Genomic DNA, 23,045 nt, shown 5'->3' with positions numbered 1-23,045 from the left:
ATTAAAAATGAATACAACCTTTTAATATCTCACAACATTATTCATATTACCAAATTTTTAGGAACAAAGTATATAGTCATCTTAGTATCATTCAAACAAACTTGTTGTATGTATTCAATAAAAAGAAAAACCAGTCTTTGCTGACTGGCTGATTTAGTTTAGCGTAGACAAAAACAATTTCCCTTTCAGATTAGCTGTTACAATTTGGCTGCTGCGGTAATTTCGTTCTCTTTTTCTTTCAACCTTCATTCGCTTCTTATGTGTTCTCCTATATTCGTTATATCCCATTCCGTGAAATTGATGCATGGCTTTTTCCATTTCAGACGTAAATTTAATGTCTATCATTTCTTGGTTTAAATAAATAATGAACCAATCCTTTCATTTTTTATACAATTTAATGTTAGCAATGATTACAGCTTGCAAGCAACCTGCTGTATCGCTGATTAAAACAGCTTAAAACCCATTTTAAGCCAATGAGAAAGGATTAAAGGTTCAATCTTACAAATACTAAAAAATACTGAAAATTACATCTTTATTTATTTTTCATGCAAAACATTCCGTTCTAAATGCGGCCGCTAAGCTCATCACAAGTCCTTCTTCGAAAGCTGGTGCAAATCCTGCTGCTTCATATATTTCCTTTCGGCTGCATTCCCGCTGGAGAGAAAAAATACAATATTCATCTTGCATTTGACACTGATCGATCATGCTATTGATAGCTCAACCTTTTTGAAGCAAGCAATTGTAAAATTATGTTGAGTAAATGCCCCATTCCCTTTCTTATGTTCTGCTGAAGCGCTTAATTGAAATGAACAGCACTTTCTATTTGCTTATTTGGCGGTATAAATTTCACCTAAGTTCGTACGATTTTTCTTAAATTTAAATGAAATTTTGTCCAAACAATACCAGCTCAGCTTGGTCCAAAAAAAGAAGCTGCGCGTAAATATGCACAGCTTCCCAATTGATTATTCAGCAGGAATAACGGAGCCTTGATAATTTGTTTGAATAAATTCTTTAATTTCATCTGATTGCAACACTTCTACAAGAGCTTTAATTTTTTCAGAGTCTTTATCTTCACTGCGGACAGCAATGACGTTTACATACGGATTGTCTTTTGGCGATTCAAGAGCAATGGCATCTTTTGATGGGTCAAGTCCTGCATCCAGAGCAAAGTTCCCGTTAATTAATACAGCGTCGCCTTCATTGTTTTCATAAGCTTTCGTCAACATTGGCGCTTCGATGTCTGTTTTGAATTTCAAATTCTTTTTGTTTTCAGCTATGTCATCAACTGTTGCTTTCGTTTTATCAATGCCATCTTTCAGCTTAATTAAACCTTTTTCCTCCAGCATTGACAGCATGCGTCCATGGTCAGCAACTGAGTTACTCATGATAATAGTAGCTCCATCCGGAAGCTCCTCTAAAGATTTATATTTTTTTGAATATACGCCAATTGGCTCAATATGAATTCCGCCGGCATTGACAAAATCATATCCATGTTCTTGTTTCTGTGCTTCAAGGTAAGGGATATGCTGGAAGTAGTTTGCATCAATATCCTTTTCCGCTAAAGCTTTATTCGGCAATACATAATCAGTGAATTCTTCAATTTCCAATTTATATCCTTTTTTCTCAAGAAGCGGTTTTGCTTCCTCTAAAATTTCTGCATGTGGAACAGGAGATGCGCCAACTTTAATTACTTCATTTTTCTCATTGTCAGAGCCGCCGGAGCTGCCTCCCTGATTACTTCCACCTCCGCAAGCAGAAGCAAATATCATCGTCGCACCTAAAACAGTCGCTAAAAGCCATTTTTTCATATTATTTTCCTCCTTCGTTTAACGCTTATCAATTGCTCTTGTAATCATATCGCCGATCAATTGGATGATAAATACAATAATCAATATGAGTACAGTCGCAACAAATGTTACATCACTATGATTACGCTGAAATCCTTCTAAATAGGCAAGGTTTCCAAGACCACCGGCACCAATGGCGCCTGCCATGGCTGTATAACCTACCAACGCAATTGCTGTGACAGTTATTCCTGAAACTAAAGCAGGCATCGATTCTGGAAGCAGTACTTTGAAAATAATTGTGCTCATTGTAGCTCCCATCGATTTTGCAGCTTCAATCACCCCCTTGTCAACTTCCCTCAGTGCAATTTCCACCATCCTTCCATAAAAAGGGGCAGCACCAATGATGAGTGCAGGAAGTGCAGCATTAGCACCTAAAATGGTACCAACGATTGCTTTTGTAAAAGGAAGCAGCAAAATGATCAAAATAATGAAGGGAATTGAACGGAATACATTGACAACTGCTGCAACAAAGGAGTGGATAAACCGATTTTCCCACATGTTCCCCTTTGACGTTAAAAACAATAAAAGGCCTAATATAATTCCGAGAAAAAATGTAGCAAATACAGAAACAGCTGTCATATAAACCGTTTCATAAGTTGCATCAATGACTTTGTCCCATTTTACATTTGGCAACAATGTCTCAAACATTCGCAATCACCTCCAGCTCCACTTGTTGATTGCGAATAAATTCAATGGCTTGTTCAACTGTAGTTTCATCTCCATCAAAATGGATGATTAACGTTCCGTAGGATCCACTTTGAGTTTGTGAAATTTTCCCTTGCAAAATATTAACCTCTACATCGAACTCTTTAATAATTTTTGAAATCATAGGCTGCTCCGCTCTGTCTCCTACAAAGGTAAGTTTGACAACCTTTCCATGCTTGTACTTTTCAAGCAGGTAATCAATCGTTTCCATTGTTTCATCAGGTTCTGTAACTTGTTTAACAAATCGTTTTGTAATGTTAGCCTTCGGATTTCGGAAAACCGTCAACACATCACCATGTTCAACAATCTTCCCGTTTTCCATCACAGCCACTCTATGACAAATTTTTCGAATTACATGCATTTCATGGGTGATCAAAACAATCGTTAAACCTAATCGCTTGTTAATATCTACAAGCAAATCTAGGATGGAATCAGTCGTTTGAGGATCTAAAGCAGAAGTCGCCTCATCGCACAAAAGAACTTTCGGATTGTTCGCAAGAGCTCTTGCAATGCCAACTCTCTGTTTTTGTCCTCCGCTCAATTGCGAGGGATATGCATCTTCTTTTCCTTCTAAACCTACTAGTTTAATAAGTTCATCAACTCTTTTGAGCCGATCGCTTTTCTTCATGCCAGCAATTTCTAATGGAAAAGCGATGTTCTCCCGCACTGTTCTTGACCACAATAGATTAAAATGCTGAAAGATCATACTTATCTCTTTTCTGGCGGATCTCAGTTCTTTTCCTTTAATTTGGTCTATTCTTTTTCCCGCCACTTCAACTGTCCCATTTGTCGGCTTTTCAAGACCATTTAACAAGCGTATTAATGTACTCTTCCCAGCACCGCTGTATCCGATGATCCCAAAAATTTCTCCGCTCTGGATTTGAAGATCAACTTGATCGACAGCTTTTACTTGGCTATGATTCGTATGATAAATTTTTGTAACACCGTTGAGAGAAATCATGTTTACACCTTCTTTCACACATGCAGCAGCTTCGGTTTAATACTAAAAGCCTTCCTGCACAGCTGCAGAAAGGCACGATTACATTCAATTGACCTTCCTTTTTTTCAACGCAATTGTAGACAAAGCTTTATTGTACATGTGCACCCGCTATTTTTCTATTAAAACATTATTTTAAACAATACAAACTAACTGGGAGAGATTGTACCATTCAACAAACATTGTGTCAATATATTCTTTTCCGATATATTTACTCTATTTTAACCTGTTAGACCAATAAAGACAAGACAGATTCTAATCTTAAAATATCCCGAAATCTCCCCTCAACTTTTACTGCTTTCAATTTCATTAGTTGTTGGAGCTTTAGCTGGCCTGTAATGAGCTCTTCCATTTGCTCTTCATTTCCTATAATTTTTACATCAATGGATTCGATATTTCCATCAACTCGTCTTAATCCTTCCAAATCCAATTGATAACAATAAATGCTTGGGCCAAACTCAAAAGCAATAAACATAGGACGTGCCGGAAATAAAGGCTTTAAAAAATGATGATCATTTGCCTTTTCTAATAAAAAATCAAACATTGACAACCCTCCAGCAAATATTTTATTTTACTCATTCTTTCTAGCTTTCCTTCTTCCTGCTGGGAGTTGTCGACGCTTTCTAAAAAAAACTGACATATTTCTCAGGAAATATAATTATATGGTAGAAAAACTTTTTAACTTTTGATATAAATAGTCAATAGAATGAAACGCATATATTTTTTCGGCAATTTGTCCTTTTTTAAAGATCAATAAACATGGAACACTTTCAATTTTCCATTTTTCAGCAAATTCAGGGATATAATTCAAATCTTTCGTATATATGTTTATGGAAGGAATGATTTTTTCTACAATTTCCAGCATGCTTTTAGCTAATTTACACGTCCCGCAAAAAGGTGTATATAAAAATATAATGGTTTGCTCTTCATCGCTAATCGTATCTAATTGCTCTTTTGTTATTTCAATCATTGAACACACTCCACATTTATGATAAATATCTTGCATGTACATCAATATTTGCTCTCAGCAAAACGGCGGCAATATGCTGTTCAGGTGCGGATGCAACTTGACGGTACATTTTGTCTATATATAGATGGTTGGCTTCCGGAAGCTCCCGCTTAATTTGTTTTCTCAATTTTTCTCCTGCTTCATCCGCATCGACTAAAATATAAACATCCTTGAAAAATAAGCTTTCCGCCAATTCATCGAGCTTGGACAAACTTAACGTGCCATTTGTACAAATAATCTCAGCAGGTTCATTAATAATTTTCTCTACTTTTTTCTTATCAGACTTTCCTTCAACAATGATAACTTTCTCAATTTCTATCAGTGCCATTGTTATCACCTGCTTATAGATGCTTTTTGATATATACTTATTCTAAATGAAGTGGTTGATTCCTTCACACAAAACACTTTGATTGTCCGCACTTTTCCATTTATAATCGAGTAGGAGAGAGCGATTAACTCCCGTCCTCTCACACCACCGTACGTACGGTTCCGTATACGGCGGTTCCATTAAGATAATTGACGCAAGTCTTTATAACTTCCGTGAATAGCTGTTCTCTTTATGCCAGTGGTCACTCCACCCTCCAAGAGATCTCCCACGGGATTCACCGCTTCCTCCCTCAAGTGAGGTACTACGTTTTCTGTGTTCATCATGACTCACTGAATGCCAAGGGCTATTCTCTCTTAATTGTTCGGTCCTTCTTAGTTGTTCTAGACCAACTAATACTATGACCTCTGCTGACTTCTGACTGTTCAGCTATCTATCACTAGATAGGTTACCAAGGTTACTTGGCGTGCCAGCCAGACCTCCCCGGGTAAGAGTGTAATCTTTCCTTCCATCCATCTGCTTCATTTACTCTGTATCACCTTCGGCAGAAAGGGCTTTGTTTTGTCTTGCAAACTCACCCAGTGATACCTAGCCTCATATGAAGTTCGTGTTCCGAGAGACCTTAAAGTTTGCCGCTCGCTTCCTTCAGATTCCGCGTCACCACGGACACCCTTTCGTTGAGCTAACCTCTACTTCTGCCTTCGCAGCTCTGGACTTTCACCCTATAGATTACACCCATGCCGGGCGCACAAGAAAAGGAAACCCCCTTCTCAAAGGGAGACGGGGGTTTCATATTAGTCTTCTTTTACCATTTCTTCATATTCTTCAGCTGTCATTAATTTTTCAACATCTTGAATGTCATTTGGTTCAACAACAATCATCCAAGCCTTTTCATAAGGAGATTCATTTACATATTCAGGATTGTCATCCAATTCCTCATTCACTTCAACAACTTTTCCGCTGATAGGGGCATAAAGCTCAGAAACTGTTTTCACTGATTCAACGCTACCGAAAGGTTCGTCAGCGACTATTCCATCTCCAACTTCTGGAAGTTCAACAAATACGATGTCACCGAGTTCAGACTGCGCAAAATCAGTGATTCCAATTCTTACTTTGTCACCTTCCACCTTTACCCATTCATGCTCTTCAGAATAACGCAATTCTTTTGGTGTATTCAATGTCATTCCCTCCAATTATCATTTTTATATGAGAATTCTATTTAAATAGAATCTTTTCTAAATTTAATTTCCCCAAATCTTCTCAAATTCCTCTTCTTTAAAGCCAACGGTCACCTTTTCCCCATCGGTAACAATCGGCCGCTTAATGAGCATACCGTCTGATGCGAGCAAATCAAAGAGCTCCTCATCTGTTGCTGTTTTTACTTTTTCTTTTAAACCTAATTGACGATATTTTTGACCGCTCGTGTTAAAAAACTTTTTTAACTCCAATCCGCTCTTTTCATAAAAGGATTTTAACTCTTCTTTAGAAGGAGGATTTTCCACGATATGTATTTCACGAAAATCAATTCCGTGATCTTCCAGCCATTTTTTCGCTTTTCTGCAAGTTCCGCACTTCGGATACCAGTACATTGTTAAAGCCATTCCTTCTCACCTCCTTCATACAACACCAATAATATTTTATCATATCCGAATTGGACAAACATAATAACTTGATCAATAAATTTTTCAAATCCCCATTGAAAACAAAAAATTATAAACACCAATATATCAACGTTTCTAAAACATTAAAGGGGGTGTCAATTAGCCGTAAAAACGACTTATTAGACACCCCTAAGTCCCGCAGCTATACTATATATTTTTCCTCTTCAATCACTCTAGCTGCAATTTGGCGTTTTTTCTTAATGACATTTACAGGGATTTGTCGCATCAATTTTTTTAAAGCAGAGAGAAGAATCCGCAAGTCATCTCCTTCCTCGATCGCAACAATCGTTTCTTTTGCATTCGCCTCTAATTCCTGAAACGCTTCTTGCACAAACACTTGTGTATAAAGGAGCTTCTGTTTATTCTTTTCTTCTCCTGAGTTCACAATGGCCTTTTCTGTGCGCAAAATAGCGGATTCCATCGCATAAACGTTATTTACCGCATCCGCGATATTTGCAAGAATCTCTTGTTCCTGCTGCAAGGATTGGCCAAATTTTTGAGCTGCAGCACCTGCCAGCAAAAGCGTCACTCTTTTCGCTTGTTTCAACAAATATTTTTCTTGCTCCAATACGCCATCGCCGATTTCTTCCGGCATCCATGTCAACAGTTCTTTTTGAAGGCTTTGTGCTTTTTGAAGAAGAGGAAGCTCCCCTTTCATTGCTTTTTTCAAAAACATTCCCGGAACAAGCAAGCGGTTGATTTCATTCGTTCCTTCAAAAATGCGGTTAATTCTGGAGTCGCGATAGGCCCTTTCCACTTCATATTCCGCCATGTATCCGTATCCGCCATGAATTTGAACTCCTTCATCCGCTATATAATCAAGCGTTTCAGAACCGAATACTTTGTTTAATGAGCATTCGATCGCATATTCAGCAATCGATTGGGCAACAGCATTTCCATCCTTTTGCTCTTCAGGTGTTAAATAACTCATCCGGTCATCAAACAATCCAACCGTTCGATAGACTGAGCTTTCCATTGCATAAAGCTTCAGCGCCATATTGGCCAACTTTTCTTGGATTAACGGAAATTGGGCTATCGGCCGTCCAAATTGTTTCCTTTGCACCGCATATTTGACCGACAATTCGATGATGCGCTTGCTGGCTCCGATTGCTCCGACGGCTAATTTGTATCGTCCGATATTTAAAATATTGAAGGCAATTTTATGCCCTTTGCCGATTTCCCCTAAAACATTTTCTTTTGGCACTAAAACGTTGTCTAAGATCAATGTCCTTGTTGAAGAGCTTTTGATCCCCATTTTCTTTTCCTCAGGACCTGTTGAAACACCCGGAAAATCTCTTTCAACAATAAATGCTGTGAAATGTTCGCCGTCCACCTTTGCATACACGATAAAAACATCTGCAAAAGCTGAATTTGTGATCCATTGTTTTTCTCCGTTTAAAATATAATGTGTTCCTGCCTCATTTAGCTTCGCTGTAGTTTTTGCACCAAGAGCATCTGATCCTGATCCTGGTTCCGTTAATGCATATGCAGCGATTTTTTCACCGACTGCAAGGCTGGGCAAATATTTTTTCTTCTGTTCTTCATTTCCAAACAATACAATTGGAAGCGAGCCAATGCCTACATGGGCTCCAAATGTAATTGAGAAGCCCCCTGCGCGGGAAAATTGTTCTGCAATAAGAGCAGAGCTTACTTTATCAAGACCTAGTCCGGAATATTCTTCTGGAATATCTGCGGCGAGCAGACCAAGTTCGCCAGCTTGCTTCAGCAATTTCACCGAAATATCAAATTCATGGTTTTCAAGACGGTCAATAAAAGGAACAACCTCGTTCAGGACAAAATCTTCAGCTGTTTTCGCAATTATTTTATGTTCTTCAGTACAATCTTCCGGCGTGAAGATTCGATCAAAAGGAATTTCTTCCATGATGAAGCTTCCGCCCTTTATATAGGCCTCTGTTTTGTTTACCATCCAATATTCCCCCTTTTGGATTCATAAATAAGTTCGAAGACTCCATGTCATTTTCCATCATGTTTAGAAAACCTAACCTTTTGGTTTTTTATAGAAGCTCGAAAACTCCCGCTGCACCCATTCCGCCGCCGATACACATCGTCACCAATCCAAATTGTTCATTTCTTCTTCTCATTTCGTGGATAAGAGTTAATGTCAATTTTGCACCTGTACATCCAAGAGGATGTCCAAGAGCTATGGCACCTCCGTTTACGTTTACTTTCTCTTCGTCTAATTTGAGTTCTCTAATTACTTGAATCGCTTGTGAAGCAAATGCTTCGTTTAATTCAATGAGTCCAATATCTGAAAGTTCAAGACCCGCTAATTCAAGCGCTTTTGGCACCGCAACGACAGGGCCTATTCCCATCACTTCAGGCGGCACTCCTCCTACAGCAAAAGAACGGAATTTGGCCAGCGGCTTTAGCTGAAGCTCTTCCGCTTTTTTTCGATCCATTACCATAACGGCAGCCGCTCCGTCGCTCATTTGCGAAGAATTTCCCGCCGTTACAGATCCGTTTACTGCAAATACCGGTTTTAAAGATGAAAGAACCTCTTTTGTTGTTTCTGGTCGAACCCCTTCATCTTGGCGAAATATTGTCTTTTTCTCCTGCAGCTTGTTATTAGCATCAACTGTTCGGATCGTGGTTTCTACAGGAACGATTTCTTCAGCAAATGCTTCGTTTTGAATTGCTAATGCTGCTTTTTGGTGGCTCCGCACAGCAAATTCATCTTGTTCCTCTCGACTGATATTGTATTTTTGTGCGACCTGCTCGGCTGTATGTCCCATGCTCATGTAATATTCAGGCGCTTCCTCGGCAAGCTTTGCATTTGGCCGAAATACATTTCCAGTCATTGGAACAAGACTCATTGATTCTGTTCCTCCTGCGATAATGACTTCCGCATGCCCAAGCATGATCCGTTCAGCTGCATAAGCAATAGCCTGCAGCCCTGAAGAACAAAACCTGTTAATGGTTATTCCCGGCACTGTATAGGGGAGCCCTGCCAGCGCCGCGATATTTCTTGCAATGTTTAAGCCTTGTTCTGCCTCAGGCATAGCACAACCAATAATGACATCATCAATATGTCCGTCATAGTTTCCGGCCCGCTTCAATGTTTCCTTTACTACTAATGCTCCTAAATCATCCGGTCGTATGTTGGCTAATGCCCCTTTTTTTGCTTTTCCAACCGGTGTCCTAGCACCAGTGACAATGACAGCTTCCCTCATTTTTCTAACTCCTTTCTGTCAGTTGCGCAGCGGTTTTCCTTTTAACAGCATGTGCTGCATCCTGGCTTGTGTTTTCGGTTCACCTATTAAACTTAAAAATGCTTCCCGTTCCAAATCGAGCAAATATTGTTCATCTACCTTTGTCCTGTATGGAAGCTTGCCTCCCGCAATCACATAGGCTAATTTTTTAGCAATCTTTACATCGTGCTCCGAAGCGTATCCCGATAAATAAAGATTTTGTGCCCCTAATATCATGGCGGCATATCCGGTCTCGCCAACTACCGGAATTTTTTTGCGGACAGGGGGACGGTATCCGCTTTCATATAAAAACAACGCTTTTTGCTTCGCATCATACAGCAGGTGATCTTTATTGATGGTTATGGCGTCTGTCGGTTGAAGAAACCCGTTTTGCTGCGCTTCCTGTGCGGATTTGGACACCTTAGCCATGGCGATCGTTTCAAATGTTTTATTTGCGACCTTTTGCAGATCAATTTCAATATCATGGCCGATTTGGTCAAGAATTTTTATATACAGTTCTTTGTTTCCTCCCCCGCCCGGGATCAGTCCAACACCTGTTTCAACTAGGCCAATGTAAGTTTCCATAGCTGCTTGAATGCTTGAGGCAGGCAAACATACTTCCGCGCCGCCTCCCAATGTCATATGAAAAGGGGCCGCTACAACCGGCTTCGGACTATATTTAATTTTCATCATCGCTTGCTGGAACTTTCTTATCATCAGCTCAATTTCAAAATAATTTTCATCCTGCGCCTCCATTAACATAAACGCAAGGTTTGCGCCTACACAAAAGTGTTTTCCTTCATTGCCGATGACTAGCCCTTTATAATTTTTATCAACTTCGTCGATGGCAAAATCGATCATTTGCACAATATCATAGCCGATCGCATTGTTTTTCGAATGAAACTCGAGCAGTGCGATATCATCGCCGATATCGATTAAGCTTGCCCCGTTATTTTCTTTAATGATTGATTTTTCATTTTTCAACGATTGCACATGAATTTGTTTCATATTTGTTTGCAGCAGTCTGTACTCGCCCCGATGATAAAAATAAGTAGCGCCTTCGCTTTGTTTATAAAACGTTTCATTTCCATCCTTCAGCATTTGCTTGACCCATGCTGGCACTGTTCCGCCCTGCTGTTCAATGATTTCAACCGATCGTTTTATCCCGATTGCATCCCACATTTCAAACGGTCCAAGCTCCCAGCCAAATCCCCACTTCATCGCTTGGTCAATGTCAACGATCGTTTCGGCAATGCTGCCCAGCTGTTCTGCGGAATAAAGGAGCGTTGGAATAAGAATTTTCCAAATAAGAGTGCCTGCACGGTCGTTCGAATAAACAACTGCTTTTAACTTCTCCCCGGTGCCTTTTTCACGTCTCGCTATTTCGATAGAATCGGCACGCAGTTTTTTTCTATTTTCATATTCCATCGTATTTACATTCAATTCCAAAATTTCTTTGCCCGTTTTTTTGTAGAATCCTTGCCCGGCTTTTGATCCAATCCAGCCGTTTTCATGCATTTTCTTCATAAAATCCGGGACACGAAAAATTTCTTTTTCTTCGCCATCTACTCTTTCATATACGTTGTTTACGACATGAAAAAACGTGTCTAAACCGACTACATCAAGTGTGTGAAATGTGGCGCTTTTTGGTCTGCCGATCAAAGGTCCTGTCACGGAATCAACTTCTCCGACAGAATAATTCCCTTTCAGCATTTCACGTACGGTTACAAGAAAACCATATGTTCCAATGCGGTTGGCAATGAAATTCGGTGTATCCTTTGCGCAAACAACCCCTTTGCCAAGAACATCTTCACCAAATCTCTTCATAAATGCTACAACTTGTTCGTCAGTATCTTTTGTTGGAATAATTTCGAGCAGCTTCAAATAGCGTGGCGGGTTAAAAAAGTGAGTGCCTAAAAAATGTTTACGGAAATCTTCTGAGCGGTTTTCTGACATCGAATGAACGGAAACTCCAGACGTGTTTGTGCTGATAATGCTGCCTGGCCGCCGCCATTTGTCCACTTTTTCAAAAACTTTCTGTTTAATATCGAGCCTTTCCACAACTGCTTCAATCACCCAATCAGCTTCAGCAATTTTCTCAATGTCATCATCAAAATTCCCGATCTCAATTCGCTCTATATTTTCTTTTGCAGTCAATGGAGCAGGAGTCTGCTTCTGCAGTCTTTGCACAGCCTTTTGAGCATAACGATTTCGAACGATTGGATCTTTCAGCGTCAATCCTTGCTGTTTTTCTTCTGCCGTTAGTTCTGTCGGTACAATATCCAGGAGTAATACATGAATCCCGACATTCGCTAAATGTGCTGCAATTTGGGATCCCATCACTCCTGATCCGAGTACTGCAGCTTTTTTTATTTGACGCACAATTTCAAATCCCCTTTCATTTGAATGAACATTCATTCATTTTTGTCTGTTTTACTAAAGTATAAAATATTTTAAATTTTTGTTCAATATTCTTGTTAAAAAATTTTTGCATAACTCTTTAAAAATTGTGGGATATTAAATTTGTACATTTTTGAAAAAGGGGGCTTTTATGATGAATCAAATGCCAACCAATATGCAAAATATGCAGCAAAATCAAGTTTATAACGAACCGCCGCAAATTATTTCTGTAAAAGATCAACTATATTTAACAGATATGATGTCATGGAATTTAATTGCGATGAAAAAAGCACATTTTTTTGCTTCACAATGCCAAATTCCTGAAATTAAAGCTGAGTTGGAAAAGGTAGGAGAAATGCATCATCGCCACTATCAGCAGATATTAAATCAATTAAATGGCAATCCACAAATGCAGTAGAAAGGAGATTTATTATGCAAGCCGAGCAATCAAACAACAGGAAAATCAGCAATCCGGAAACAACAGTTCAAAAAAGCCCGCAAATGAACGACCGCGACTTTATAAATGATTTGCTTGCAACTGAAAAATATATGACACAAGGTTATAGTACAGCTTTGAATGAGCTTAGCCACACCGTTTTATACGAAAATATTCAAATGATTTGCGACGAAACGCAAAAATGCCAGCGGCAGTTATTTAATGTCATGTTTAAAAATGGATGGTATTCCCTTGAGGCGTGCGACAATCAAAAAATACAACAAAGCTATCAGCAATATGCTAATTATTTGCAGCAGCAATCTCCTTACAATCAAAACATTCAATAAAAATGAACTTAAAAGTGTCTGACCCCATTCGAGCAGACAACAAATAAAGAGTTAAAGCAGCCTTATTCCGGTAAACAAGCGGAGTAAGGTTTTATTTCTTTACGGGTTGAAATGTTATTCCCAATCGATTACTGAATAGGCGATCGAATGCTCATTCCGTTCTATATGATCACTATTTATCTGCTATTTTTAAAGTAAGAAGCATTTTGCTTTAGCACAAAAAATTTTTAACCTTTATCAGCATTCCATTGTTTCGTCCAACGTCAATGCTATGAAACCTTAAAGTTATTTTGAATGATACTATTCTGTCCGCATAAAAAATCCCCCTGCTGCTTATAAGGAGGACAACTTCAAATTTAGATCAACGTTTTCTATTATTTCTATGCTGTTCATTTAATTCTTTTATTTCATTAATAATAGCTTTCATTTGTTCTTTTGCTTCTGGAAATTTTTCATTCCAATGTTTCACTAGCGGCGGCATCGATTTTGCCATGTACGTATACAACACCCAAATTTTCACTTTTTCTTTTAATTCAGGAGACGATTTTCCAAGCAAGAGTTCGGTATACTTTTCAACAAGCGCATCAACCTGAGCTTGAAACTGGTTATCCATGTTTAATCTCTCCAATTACTTTTTTATTATACATTCACTAACATTCGGGCATGTTCTGCATTTTTTCCCTTCATCGTCTGTCAAATAAAACAGGCAGCATGTTTTTCTTTTTCGAATATAATCATCATATTGATCAGAATATGTCTTAGGACCAAAAAATTTTTTTAATGGGTTCCGATTAAAATCCCCAAACAATTCACCTTTTGCTTCCTTCACGCAATAAATAAAATCTTCTTTTATTTTTTCATGTTTATCTTCATGCTGCTTTTCATTGAGCAATGTTTCATACATCCAAAATATATAGATCGCAACATTTTCCCAAAGAATCCATTTTGAAATTTTTGCCTCTATTGAGACAACCTGTAAAAGACGTGTGATGTTTTCTTTAAATAATAAGGTTAACATTTCATCCCGCCATTTTTTTCTTTCTTGGGGAGCGATTGTGACTTCGTTCGATTTGAAATAAAAGCCCGGCAGCCAAAGCGGATCTTCGTCATCAGTGATCAGGACAAGATTTTTTATATCCACTTTTAAAGCTTTATCAAACATTGTCATGGTATAAAGAGCTAAAGCGGCTAAAAAAGCATATCTTTTAATAAACATTGACCCGGCTACATAAAGAGGTGCATTAAATTTAGGCTGAATATTTTTTAAAAACAGCTGCAGTTTTTCCGGTTTTAGCAGTTCCTCCATGTCAATTGATGAATCGGTTGCACGTTTTGCTTCTGAATATCGAAATTTTGACAGCACCTTTATTTCATCGAACGTCAACTTTCCCATGCCTGCATCCCTACTTTATTAATATTTCTCCCTTTTCCGAACGGAATACATAGCGGTGTTCCAAAAATCGGATCGCGAATAATTTTGCAATCCATTTCAAAAACATCTTTGACCAGTTGTACATTCATTACATCTTCCGGTTTTCCTTGTTTATAAATGTTTTTATCCTTTAATACGACGATATGATGAGCATAACGACAGGCTAAATTTAAATCGTGAAGAACCATGATGATTGTTCTTTTCTCTTTCATATTCAATTCAAATAATAAATCGAGTATTTCAATTTGATGTGTTATATCTAAATAAGTTGTTGGCTCGTCGAAAAGAATAATATCTGTATTTTGCGCCAAAGTCATGGCGATCCATGCACGCTGTTTTTGTCCTCCTGATAAAGAGTCCACTGTTCGTTCTGCCAATTCACTCATTCTAGTTGCTTCAAGCGCTCGAAAAACTAATTCTTCATCTTCCTTGGACCATTGGTTCAGCCAATTTTGATAAGGATACCGTCCTTGTTTAACAAGCTGCAAAACAGTTAATCCTTCTGGGGCTTCAGGCCCTTGCGGAAGTATAGCCAGTTTTTTTGCCACTTCCTTTGTCGGTAGCTCGGCAATGTCCTTTCCTTCCAAGAGTACTGAACCGCCTGCTGGCTTTAAAATTCTTGCCAAAGATTTTAATAAGGTCGACTTTCCACAACCGTTGCTTCCAATTAATACAGTAATTTCTCCCGTTGGAATAGTAAGATTAAGATCTTCAATAATCATATTCTGTCCATAAGCAAAAGTTAACTCATGAGTATACAATCTATGCATGCCATCACCTCCTAAATATTTCTGTGCTTCATTAACAAGTAAATAAAATAAGGAGCCCCGATCGCTGAAGTAAACACACCAGCTGGAATTTCATGCGGCAAAAAGATTGTTTTTCCCAATAAATCAGAAAGCATAACAATGAGTGCCCCGACTAAGGCTGAAATCGGCAGCATCAAACCAAAGCTTGAACCGACAAGCTTTCTTGCAATGTGAGGAGCAATAAGACCTACAAACCCTATCCCTCCTCCAAAAGCGACAGCAACAGCAGTCAAAGCGGTTCCTAGAAATAAGAGGAAAAAGCGGGTTAATTGTACCCGGTTTCCCATCCCGATTGCGATCTCATCACCAAAACTTTGAATATTGATCGTTCTTACAGTAACAACCGTTATCAAGAGAAGAATGATAGTTGCTGGAAACAAAATCTTTACTTGAGACCAGTTTGCTGCATAAACTGAGCCGGTTATCCAAATATTTGCTTGGGATGCTTGGTAAATAGGCCCTTTTATCATTAACAAAGTCGTTAATGCTTTAGTTAAAAAGGAGATTCCAATGCCGACCAACACAAGCCTGATGGCAGTCACACCGTTTTTCCACGACAATAAATAAACACAAATGCCTGTAACGGCTGCTCCTATGAAAGCTGCCAAAGGCATCCAATGAATGCTTACAGTTAAAGAATGATTCTTATCGGAAAACAGCATTAAAAATAGTACAACCGCTGCCGAAGCACCGCCGGTAATTCCGATAATGTCAGGGGATGCTAAAGGGTTCCGAACTAAATTTTGCAAAATTCCGCCCGCAACAGCCAAACACATGCCGACCAAAAGGGAAATAAGAATTCTCGGAAGCCTAAATTGTTTAATAACAAGCTCGTTCGTTCCATCCCCTATTCCAAAAATTGTTTGAAAAACTTGGACAGGGCTGATCATCACTTCGCCTACACTTGCACTGACAAGGATTACGAAAAACGCCGCAAGAAAGAAAACGAACGAAAGGAAAAAGGCCTTTTTATCAATTAAAAATGAAATGACATTTCCGATCCGAAGCGAAACATATTTTTTCATGATGCACGAACCCCCTTCCTTGCAATATAAACAAAAAATGGGGTTCCAATTATCGCCGTCATGACCCCTACAGGGACTTCTTCAGGCATGACAATGAAACGGGCGCCAATATCTGCTGCAACTAGCAAAATCCCACCAAATACTGCACAGAACGGCAAAATCCATCTGTAATCATTTCCGGCCACATACTTTGCAATATGGGGCACGACTACGCCGATGAATGCAATAGGACCAGCCGCTGCAACTGCACCGCCCGCAAAAAATATGACAGCACAGGCTGCAAAAAACTTCACTGTTCCTACTTTTAGTCCTAAACTTTTCGCCACTTCTTCTCCCATTACTAAGACGTTTAATTTAGAGGCGATAAATGTACAAATAACTAATCCAATCAAAATATATGGAAGAACAGCTGTCATTACCTCCATTTTTCGGCCTTGCACAGATCCTGCAAGCCAAAATAATACTTGATCCAACGCTGCTTCATTTAAAACTAACAAACCTTGCGTAAGGGAAGAAAAAAGTGCCGCAACGGCCGCTCCTGCCAAAGTAAGCTTTACAGGCGTCAATCCATCACTGCCCAATGAGCTGATCATGTACACAAGCATGGCAGCAAAAGCTGCGCCTGCAAAAGCAATCCAAGTAAACGCTTGTAAGCTGTTTACAGAAAATAAGGAAAAAGCTAGAACAATAAAAAATCCTGCACCGGCATTGATGCCAAAAACGCTTGGCGATGCAAGAGGATTTTTCGTAATAGCTTGCATCAATGCACCGGATAAAGCAAGACAAGCGCCGACTACACTCGCTATGACGGACCGAGGAAGTCGAACATTTTGTATAATAATATGTTCATTGGAACCATTAAAATGAAAAAAAGCATCCCATGCCATCTTCCAGCTTGTATCCGTATATCCATATACAATACTTGCACACATGCTGAATAATAGAAGCAAAAAGGAAAGAAAAAGTAAGATTGCTTTACGATTACTAGATAATGACAACTTCACGTCTCTCCTAACAAGTCGAACTTCTGATCCAATTGTACCAAATCATTTTGAATGTGAAAATCATTTTCAATTAATTATTGACTTTTAATTTCTCACTGATTACTATTATTAAGGAATTGAAAATCATTTTCAACTACATTTTAGGGGGTTACATAATGAAAAAAATATCAAAATTATTATTTTCCATCGTTGCCATACTCATGCTGGCAGTAATTGCTGCTTGCGGCAACGGGGACAGTAAAGAAGCTTCAAAAGAAAAGAAAGAAAGCTCAACTGAAAGTCAATCATACAAAGTTGAGCATGCAATGGGAACAGCTGAAATTCCAAAAAAACCTGAACGTGTCGTCGTATTAACGAATGAAGGAACCGAAGCGCTTTTAGCAATGGGATTAAAACCAGTCGGAGCCGTTCAATCTTGGCTTGGCGATCCTTGGTACGATCATATTAAAGATGAAATGAAAGACGTTGAAGTCGTTGGTACAGAAAGTGAAGTCAATGTTGAAAAAATTGCAGCTCTTCAGCCTGACTTGATTATAGGCAATAAGCTTCGCCAAGAAGCAATCTACGACAAGCTCAATCAAATAGCGCCAACAGTTTTTTCGGAAACATTAAGAGGCGACTGGCAGGAAAACTTTAAGCTATATGCAAAAGCCATCGATCGTGAAGAAGAAGGACAAAAAGTATTAGATGATTTTAATAATCATGTAGAAGAAGTAAAACAAAAATTAGGAGATCAAGTGAATCAAGAAGTTTCAGTTGTTCGTTTCATGGCTGGTGTAACGAGAATATATTGGAAAGATTCATTTTCTGGTGTGATTTTCGATCAAATTGGATTTAAACGTCCTGCTCAGCAAGAAAAATTGTTTACAGATGCAAATAAATTAGGAGATTTGGCAGTTGAAGTCGGAAAAGAACAAATTCCGGAAATGGACGGTGACATCATCTTCTATTTCACCTATGCACCGCAAGGAGACAAAGAAGCTTTGCAAGCAGAAAAAGAGTGGACAAACGATCCACTTTGGAAAAACTTAAATGCTGTTAAAAACGGAAAAGCTTACAAAGTTGACGACGCTATTTGGAACACAGCCGGCGGTGTGCTTGCTGCAAACCATATGCTGGACGACTTAGAAAAATTGTTAACTCAATAAAATTGAGATGGTCGAAAAGATAATTTTTTCTTACCTTGAAAATCAGCAATATGAATAAAGCCAAAGCAACCTTACTTCAAAATTCATTGGAGTAGGGTTGTTCAGCTTTTATGCACTTTTGTTTCGTTTAACTAAATTTTCGCTTTATTTTGGTTTATAAGATCATGATGTTAGAGTGAGATGCAATGGACCAATCTTAATTCATTCGTAAACGGAAATAATTTCCGTATCCACAATCATTTGTTTAACATTCTTTGTCATTCGTCTCTTCTGGCTTAAAACGATTAACCTATTTCATGTAACATAGAACGTTCTAAATTTAAAAAGAAGCTTTTGAATCAATTCCTCATTTTAAATTTTAGCCTCTAGTTTTATGAGCTCCCTCAAAACTCTGTAGTTTTCAAATACTCCCTCGATTGTATCTATAATATTCCATCAAGGAATATCTATTTCTGTAAAGCTTGCACAAACACTCTTTGTCATCCTGTAAGAACATCTTCGCTTGGGTAACGAATCTTTTGTTGTTCTTTTGACGATAATATAAAAAGCAACGTGAGAGAGCCGACCTTTCCTAAGAACATCATAAAAATAATGATGATTTTTCCGATAAACGTCAATGAACCGGTTATTCCTGCCGATAAACCTGTCGTTCCGAAGGCGGAAACAACTTCAAATAAGATATGCAAAAACGGCTGTCTTTCCGTAATATTTAAAATTAAAACAGCTGCAATAATAAATACGATACTTGACATTGTAACTGCCAGAGCCCTTATAACAGTGCTTGCTCCAATCGAACGCTTCAACAAATTAATTTCTGTCCTCCCTTTTAAAAAAGCGAGAACGGAAAAAATGATCACAATCGCTGTCGATAATTTAATTCCCCCGCCCGTAGAGGCGCTTCCGGCTCCAATGAACATGAGGAGAGAAATGAAAAATAACGACGAATCTTCCATGGCGCCTATGTCGATCGAGTTAAATCCTGCTGTACGAGGTGACACCGCCTGAAAATAGGCGGCTAAAATTTTTTCTCCCCATGTCAAAGGCTCCAATGTTTTCGGATTGTGAAATTCAATTAATAAAATAAATACTGTCGCTGCCACGTTGACAATGAGCGTTCCGATGATCATGATCTTCGTGTGCAAAGATAATTTTTTAAAAGTTTTTTTTGTCCAAATGTCCACTAATACTGGAAAACCGATACCTCCTAAAATAAATAAAAACGATATTACTAAAATGACCACCGGATCCCCAACAAATTGCATTAAGTTATCCTTCCATAAGGCAAATCCAGCATTGTTATAAGCAGAAATGGCATGAAAAAAGCTGTAAAATAATCCTTTTTCCCAGCCAAATTGCGGAACCCATTTTATCGATAGAATAAGCATCGCAACAAATTCAATCAAAAATGAAAAAATAAACAAATATTTTACAAGCCTTATTACTCCGCCAATTGACGTTTGGTTCAATTGATGCTGTATAAGAATACGCTCTTTTATGCCGATTTTTTTCCCAAGCACCATAATAATTAGCACTGCAAAGGACATGATCCCTAAACCGCCTATCTGTATAAGAAAAGCAATCACAAGCTGGCCAAATGGTGTAAAAACTGTGCCTGGATCAACGGTAACGAGACCGGTGACTGTCATTGCACTGGTGGCTGTAAAAAGAGCATCAATCCAGCTTATCGGTTCCTTTGTCGAAAATGGCAGCTTTAAAAAAAATGTTCCAATGACAATTGAGAATAGAAACACAACAACAAGCAATTGGGGGGGACTTAATTGAATCTTTCCTCCGTTCTTCTTCTCCATATTTATGCACCTTTTTTAGAGACTAAATTATGCAACAATTCCTTCTTAAATTCTTTCCTACAAAAAACAATATCCGTTCTTTATTTTTGAACCGTTACCTTCTTCGTGACATGCTCATGTAGTCCTTCATCATTGTTGACATGAACTTGGATTTGATAAGTCCCTGGATCAGAAAATGTATATTTCGCTTCATAAGTACCTTTCTCGTCTCCTGCAGCATCTACCCAATCATGCTTTTCAGAACCGTCCTTCCAAATTTCATAACGGACATTTGCATTTAACAACGGAGCGTTTTCTGCTTGAATTTTTGTTTGAATCAATGTTTCCGCATTCGCCTTTACATTTTCCGGCAGCTCCAATTGGATGTCTACAGATCCTTGAGAATGTTCATGAGTATGATTTGCGGTTTCTTCGTTTTCGCCCGTTGAAGCTCCATCTTTATGTAGTTCACCAATCACAATTTGTTTTTTGGGCATATTATGCTGATTTTTCGCCGTAACGTGTGATTGAACAAAAAAAACTCCATTTTCATCAAATGTGTGTTCAATCGTATATTGGCCGTCTTTTTCATGTTTTGCTTCTATCATTTTACTTTCTTCTTTTTCTCCTTCTTTCCATATTTCAAATTTTACTTCATCAGCATCTTCAACCGCTTCTCCTCCGTAGCTCACTTCAGCAGTCAACGAAACTTTTTCATGTATATTCGCATGGTCCGGCACTTTCAAATTGACTTCGAGCGGATGAACTTCGGTACTTTCTCCGCTGTTCTCTTGTTTCGTTTCATTTTGACCGCAAGCTGCAAGAAGGAAAACGGCGGCAAGCAATATAATGATTTTTTTCACAATAAATCTCCTTTCCTCAATAAAAATTAATTGAGAACTATTAAATAAAGAATAAATTTAATACATACATATTGCAACATTGCAAAGGTGAATATTTTGTGTAGGATTCATGAAATTTTTATGTGGAGGATAATGGTTTTTGCACCTGGCAGCATTGAATATAAATAAGAAAACCGGACGCACAAATTGAACATATCCCGATCAAAGATCAAATAGACAGTATTAAAAATCCCCCCCTTCTTCAGCGGCTTACAGAATAGTTGTATAAGGAATCACTGTCAAGAAAATCACTTAACAGAACTCTCCCCATACAACTCAGTAGGTCTGTAAGCTGAAGAAAGAAGCACTGTCTTCACTGTCTTCGAAGATATTTTTTAACTGCTAAGAATTTAAACTCAACTGAATAGTTTATGAACTTTTGTCCTTTTCTTGCTCAAAAAAATCACCTCTTAAAGCAGTGTTGACCAAATAGGGATTTTTCAACATCTACTTTAAGGGTGCAGTTCATAGACAGTATAGGTTTTTTTCTTTCTATCTAGACAAGAGGGATCGTATCAAGTAGTGAGTATCGGTATATATTTTCATCTCCCAGCAAAAATTCAATGTTTTCTGTTACACCATTTTCTCCGGCTGGACAATGCGGTCAAATTCTTCGGCTGACAGAAGGTTCAGTTGAACAGCTGCCTCCTTTAAAGTCAATCGTTTTTCATATGCAAGCTTTGCAATTTTCGCTGCATTTTCGTATCCAATATGAGGATTTAAAGCAGTTACGAGCATGAGCGAGTCTTGTACATATTTATCAATCACTTCTTTGTTTGCTTCAATTCCCACAGCACAGCGGTCGTTGAAGGAAATTATACTATCCGATAAAAGCCGGATCGATTGTAAAAAGTTATAAATAATAACCGGTTTGAAAACATTTAATTCAAAATTTCCTTGGCTTGCGGCAAAACCGATCGCTGCATCATTTCCCATGACTTGGACTGCTACCATCGTTAATGCTTCGCTTTGCGTCGGATTCACTTTTCCCGGCATAATGGAGCTTCCGGGCTCATTTGCTGGTATCGTGATCTCGCCAATTCCGCATCTTGGACCGCTTGCCAGCCATCTAACATCATTTGCAATTTTCATAAGATCAGCTGCCAAGGCTTTTAACGCTCCGTGTGCATGAACGATTTCATCATGGCTAGTTAGCGCGTGGAATTTGTTTTCAGAGGAACGGAATGATTCATTCGTTTGCTTGCTTATTTCATCTGCTACAAGCTGTCCAAACTGAGGATCCGTATTAATTCCTGTTCCGACTGCTGTTCCGCCGATCGCCAAATCTCTCAAGTTATCCATTGCTTCGACAATCATTTTTCTGCTTTTTCTCAGCATATGTACCCATCCGCTGATTTCCTGTCCAAGCGTGAGCGGTGTTGCATCCTGCAAGTGGGTGCGGCCAATTTTCACAAGATTCTCAAACTGCTTAGATTTCTTATCGAGTGTCTCTGTCAACAAATCAATTGCCGGCAACAGCTTGTTTTTTATCGCTATGACACCAGCAATATGCATTGCTGTAGGGAATGTGTCGTTTGAGCTTTGTCCCATATTCACATCATCATTTGGATGAATTTTTAATGATTCAAACCCATTTTCTTTCAAGTATTCATTTCCTTTAAACGAAATCACTTCATTGACATTCATGTTCGACTGCGTTCCGCTTCCGGTTTGCCATACTACGAGCGGGAAATGCTCATCAAGCTTCCCTTCTATAATTTCATCGCAAACATGAACGATCGCATCTTTTTTCTCTTTTGGCAGCTTTCCTAATTTTTCATTAACGATCGCTGCACCTCTTTTTAAAATGGCAAATGCACGAATGACTTCAATCGGCATCGTTTCAGTACCGATTTTAAAATTGTTTCTGCTCCGTTCCGTCTGTGCACCCCAGTAGCGGTCTTTGGGAACTTTTACTTCTCCCAGCGTATCTCTTTCTATACGATAGTCCATTTTCTTCTTCCTCCTTTTTAAATAATCATCTATTTTAAATATACCTCTA

At 38.6% G+C, this 23,045-nt stretch carries 22 protein-coding genes; 3 read left to right on the top strand and 19 right to left on the bottom strand.

Annotated features, from left to right (window positions below):
• Positions 1–962: 962 nt before the first annotated feature.
• From NSQ44_RS04215 to NSQ44_RS04165, 11 genes are all read right to left on the bottom strand, one after another.
• Positions 963–1,808, bottom strand: coding sequence for a MetQ/NlpA family ABC transporter substrate-binding protein (locus NSQ44_RS04215; RefSeq protein WP_340855212.1), 846 nt, complete (start codon positions 1,806–1,808; stop codon positions 963–965).
• 18 nt (positions 1,809–1,826) lie between these two features.
• Positions 1,827–2,495 carry a methionine ABC transporter permease gene (locus NSQ44_RS04210; RefSeq protein WP_066249196.1) on the bottom strand — a complete coding sequence of 223 codons (669 nt, stop codon included), beginning with the start codon at positions 2,493–2,495 and terminating at the stop codon, positions 1,827–1,829.
• Complete coding sequence (locus tag NSQ44_RS04205) at positions 2,488–3,513, bottom strand: methionine ABC transporter ATP-binding protein (RefSeq protein ID WP_063386934.1); 1,026 nt, start codon at positions 3,511–3,513, stop codon at positions 2,488–2,490. The genes NSQ44_RS04210 and NSQ44_RS04205 overlap by 8 nt, the downstream gene beginning before the upstream one ends.
• A gap of 265 nt (positions 3,514–3,778) precedes the next feature.
• Entirely contained in the window at positions 3,779–4,093 is a 315-nt protein-coding gene (locus NSQ44_RS04200; RefSeq protein ID WP_340855209.1) for an SCP2 sterol-binding domain-containing protein, read from the bottom strand.
• A 114-nt stretch (positions 4,094–4,207) separates the two neighbouring features.
• The gene (locus NSQ44_RS04195; protein WP_340855205.1) at positions 4,208–4,519 is read right to left on the bottom strand and encodes a thioredoxin family protein; all 312 of its coding nucleotides are present in this window, start codon (positions 4,517–4,519) and stop codon (positions 4,208–4,210) included.
• Between the two features lie 16 nt (positions 4,520–4,535).
• Positions 4,536–4,886, bottom strand: a complete 351-nt coding sequence (locus NSQ44_RS04190; protein WP_063386937.1) for a toprim domain-containing protein — start codon at positions 4,884–4,886, stop codon at positions 4,536–4,538.
• A gap of 791 nt (positions 4,887–5,677) precedes the next feature.
• Positions 5,678–6,061: a glycine cleavage system protein GcvH gene (gcvH, locus tag NSQ44_RS04185; protein WP_340855202.1), complete on the bottom strand. Its 384-nt coding sequence runs from the start codon at positions 6,059–6,061 to the stop codon at positions 5,678–5,680.
• A 63-nt stretch (positions 6,062–6,124) separates the two neighbouring features.
• The gene (locus NSQ44_RS04180) at positions 6,125–6,484 is read right to left on the bottom strand and encodes an arsenate reductase family protein (protein WP_066249190.1); all 360 of its coding nucleotides are present in this window, start codon (positions 6,482–6,484) and stop codon (positions 6,125–6,127) included.
• Between the two features lie 202 nt (positions 6,485–6,686).
• Positions 6,687–8,471, bottom strand: coding sequence for an acyl-CoA dehydrogenase family protein (locus NSQ44_RS04175; protein ID WP_340855199.1), 1,785 nt, complete (start codon positions 8,469–8,471; stop codon positions 6,687–6,689).
• Positions 8,472–8,559: 88 nt separating this feature from the next.
• Positions 8,560–9,735, bottom strand: coding sequence for an acetyl-CoA C-acetyltransferase (locus NSQ44_RS04170; protein ID WP_340855196.1), 1,176 nt, complete (start codon positions 9,733–9,735; stop codon positions 8,560–8,562).
• Between the two features lie 18 nt (positions 9,736–9,753).
• Complete coding sequence (locus NSQ44_RS04165; RefSeq protein ID WP_340855192.1) at positions 9,754–12,135, bottom strand: 3-hydroxyacyl-CoA dehydrogenase/enoyl-CoA hydratase family protein; 2,382 nt, start codon at positions 12,133–12,135, stop codon at positions 9,754–9,756.
• A 172-nt stretch (positions 12,136–12,307) separates the two neighbouring features.
• Between NSQ44_RS04165 and NSQ44_RS04160 the strand changes: the two genes are divergently transcribed.
• Positions 12,308–12,571 (top strand): hypothetical protein, encoded by a 264-nt coding sequence (locus NSQ44_RS04160; protein WP_198318588.1) that lies wholly within the window; start codon positions 12,308–12,310, stop codon positions 12,569–12,571.
• 14 nt (positions 12,572–12,585) lie between these two features.
• Positions 12,586–12,936 carry a spore coat protein gene (locus NSQ44_RS04155; protein WP_340855189.1) on the top strand — a complete coding sequence of 117 codons (351 nt, stop codon included), beginning with the start codon at positions 12,586–12,588 and terminating at the stop codon, positions 12,934–12,936.
• Between the two features lie 361 nt (positions 12,937–13,297).
• Here the strand turns inward: NSQ44_RS04155 and NSQ44_RS04150 are convergent, their stop codons facing one another.
• Genes NSQ44_RS04150 through NSQ44_RS04130 form a run of 5 tightly spaced genes read right to left on the bottom strand, consistent with a single transcriptional unit; the run spans position 13,298 to position 17,200 of the window.
• Complete coding sequence (locus tag NSQ44_RS04150; RefSeq protein ID WP_339229535.1) at positions 13,298–13,549, bottom strand: YusU family protein; 252 nt, start codon at positions 13,547–13,549, stop codon at positions 13,298–13,300.
• A 15-nt stretch (positions 13,550–13,564) separates the two neighbouring features.
• A complete protein-coding gene (locus NSQ44_RS04145; RefSeq protein ID WP_340855185.1) occupies positions 13,565–14,329 on the bottom strand; it encodes an IucA/IucC family C-terminal-domain containing protein in 765 nt (254 codons plus the stop codon).
• Positions 14,317–15,138: an ABC transporter ATP-binding protein gene (locus NSQ44_RS04140; RefSeq protein ID WP_063386944.1), complete on the bottom strand. Its 822-nt coding sequence runs from the start codon at positions 15,136–15,138 to the stop codon at positions 14,317–14,319. Before NSQ44_RS04140 ends, NSQ44_RS04145 begins: the two co-directional genes overlap by 13 nt.
• An 11-nt stretch (positions 15,139–15,149) precedes the next feature.
• The gene (locus NSQ44_RS04135; protein ID WP_340855183.1) at positions 15,150–16,202 is read right to left on the bottom strand and encodes a FecCD family ABC transporter permease; all 1,053 of its coding nucleotides are present in this window, start codon (positions 16,200–16,202) and stop codon (positions 15,150–15,152) included.
• Positions 16,199–17,200 (bottom strand): FecCD family ABC transporter permease, encoded by a 1,002-nt coding sequence (locus NSQ44_RS04130; RefSeq protein WP_339229540.1) that lies wholly within the window; start codon positions 17,198–17,200, stop codon positions 16,199–16,201. The genes NSQ44_RS04135 and NSQ44_RS04130 overlap by 4 nt, the downstream gene beginning before the upstream one ends.
• Positions 17,201–17,361: 161 nt before the next feature.
• On the opposite strand from NSQ44_RS04130, the gene NSQ44_RS04125 reads away from it, so the two are divergent.
• The gene (locus NSQ44_RS04125; protein WP_066249177.1) at positions 17,362–18,354 is read left to right on the top strand and encodes an ABC transporter substrate-binding protein; all 993 of its coding nucleotides are present in this window, start codon (positions 17,362–17,364) and stop codon (positions 18,352–18,354) included.
• Between the two features lie 479 nt (positions 18,355–18,833).
• Here NSQ44_RS04125 and NSQ44_RS04120 read toward each other — a convergent pair whose 3' ends face one another.
• From NSQ44_RS04120 to fumC, 3 genes are all read right to left on the bottom strand, one after another.
• Positions 18,834–20,162, bottom strand: a complete 1,329-nt coding sequence (locus tag NSQ44_RS04120) for a TrkH family potassium uptake protein (RefSeq protein ID WP_340855179.1) — start codon at positions 20,160–20,162, stop codon at positions 18,834–18,836.
• A gap of 80 nt (positions 20,163–20,242) precedes the next feature.
• Positions 20,243–21,004: a FixH family protein gene (locus NSQ44_RS04115; protein WP_340855176.1), complete on the bottom strand. Its 762-nt coding sequence runs from the start codon at positions 21,002–21,004 to the stop codon at positions 20,243–20,245.
• 612 nt (positions 21,005–21,616) lie between these two features.
• A complete protein-coding gene (fumC, locus tag NSQ44_RS04110) occupies positions 21,617–22,996 on the bottom strand; it encodes a class II fumarate hydratase (protein WP_130156803.1) in 1,380 nt (459 codons plus the stop codon).
• Positions 22,997–23,045 lie beyond the last annotated feature (49 nt).

The sequence above is a fragment of the Aeribacillus sp. FSL M8-0254 genome (assembly GCF_038008845.1).
GTDB lineage: Bacteria > Bacillota > Bacilli > Bacillales > Aeribacillaceae > Aeribacillus > Aeribacillus composti.
This window is presented reverse-complemented; position numbering and strand designations above follow the sequence as displayed.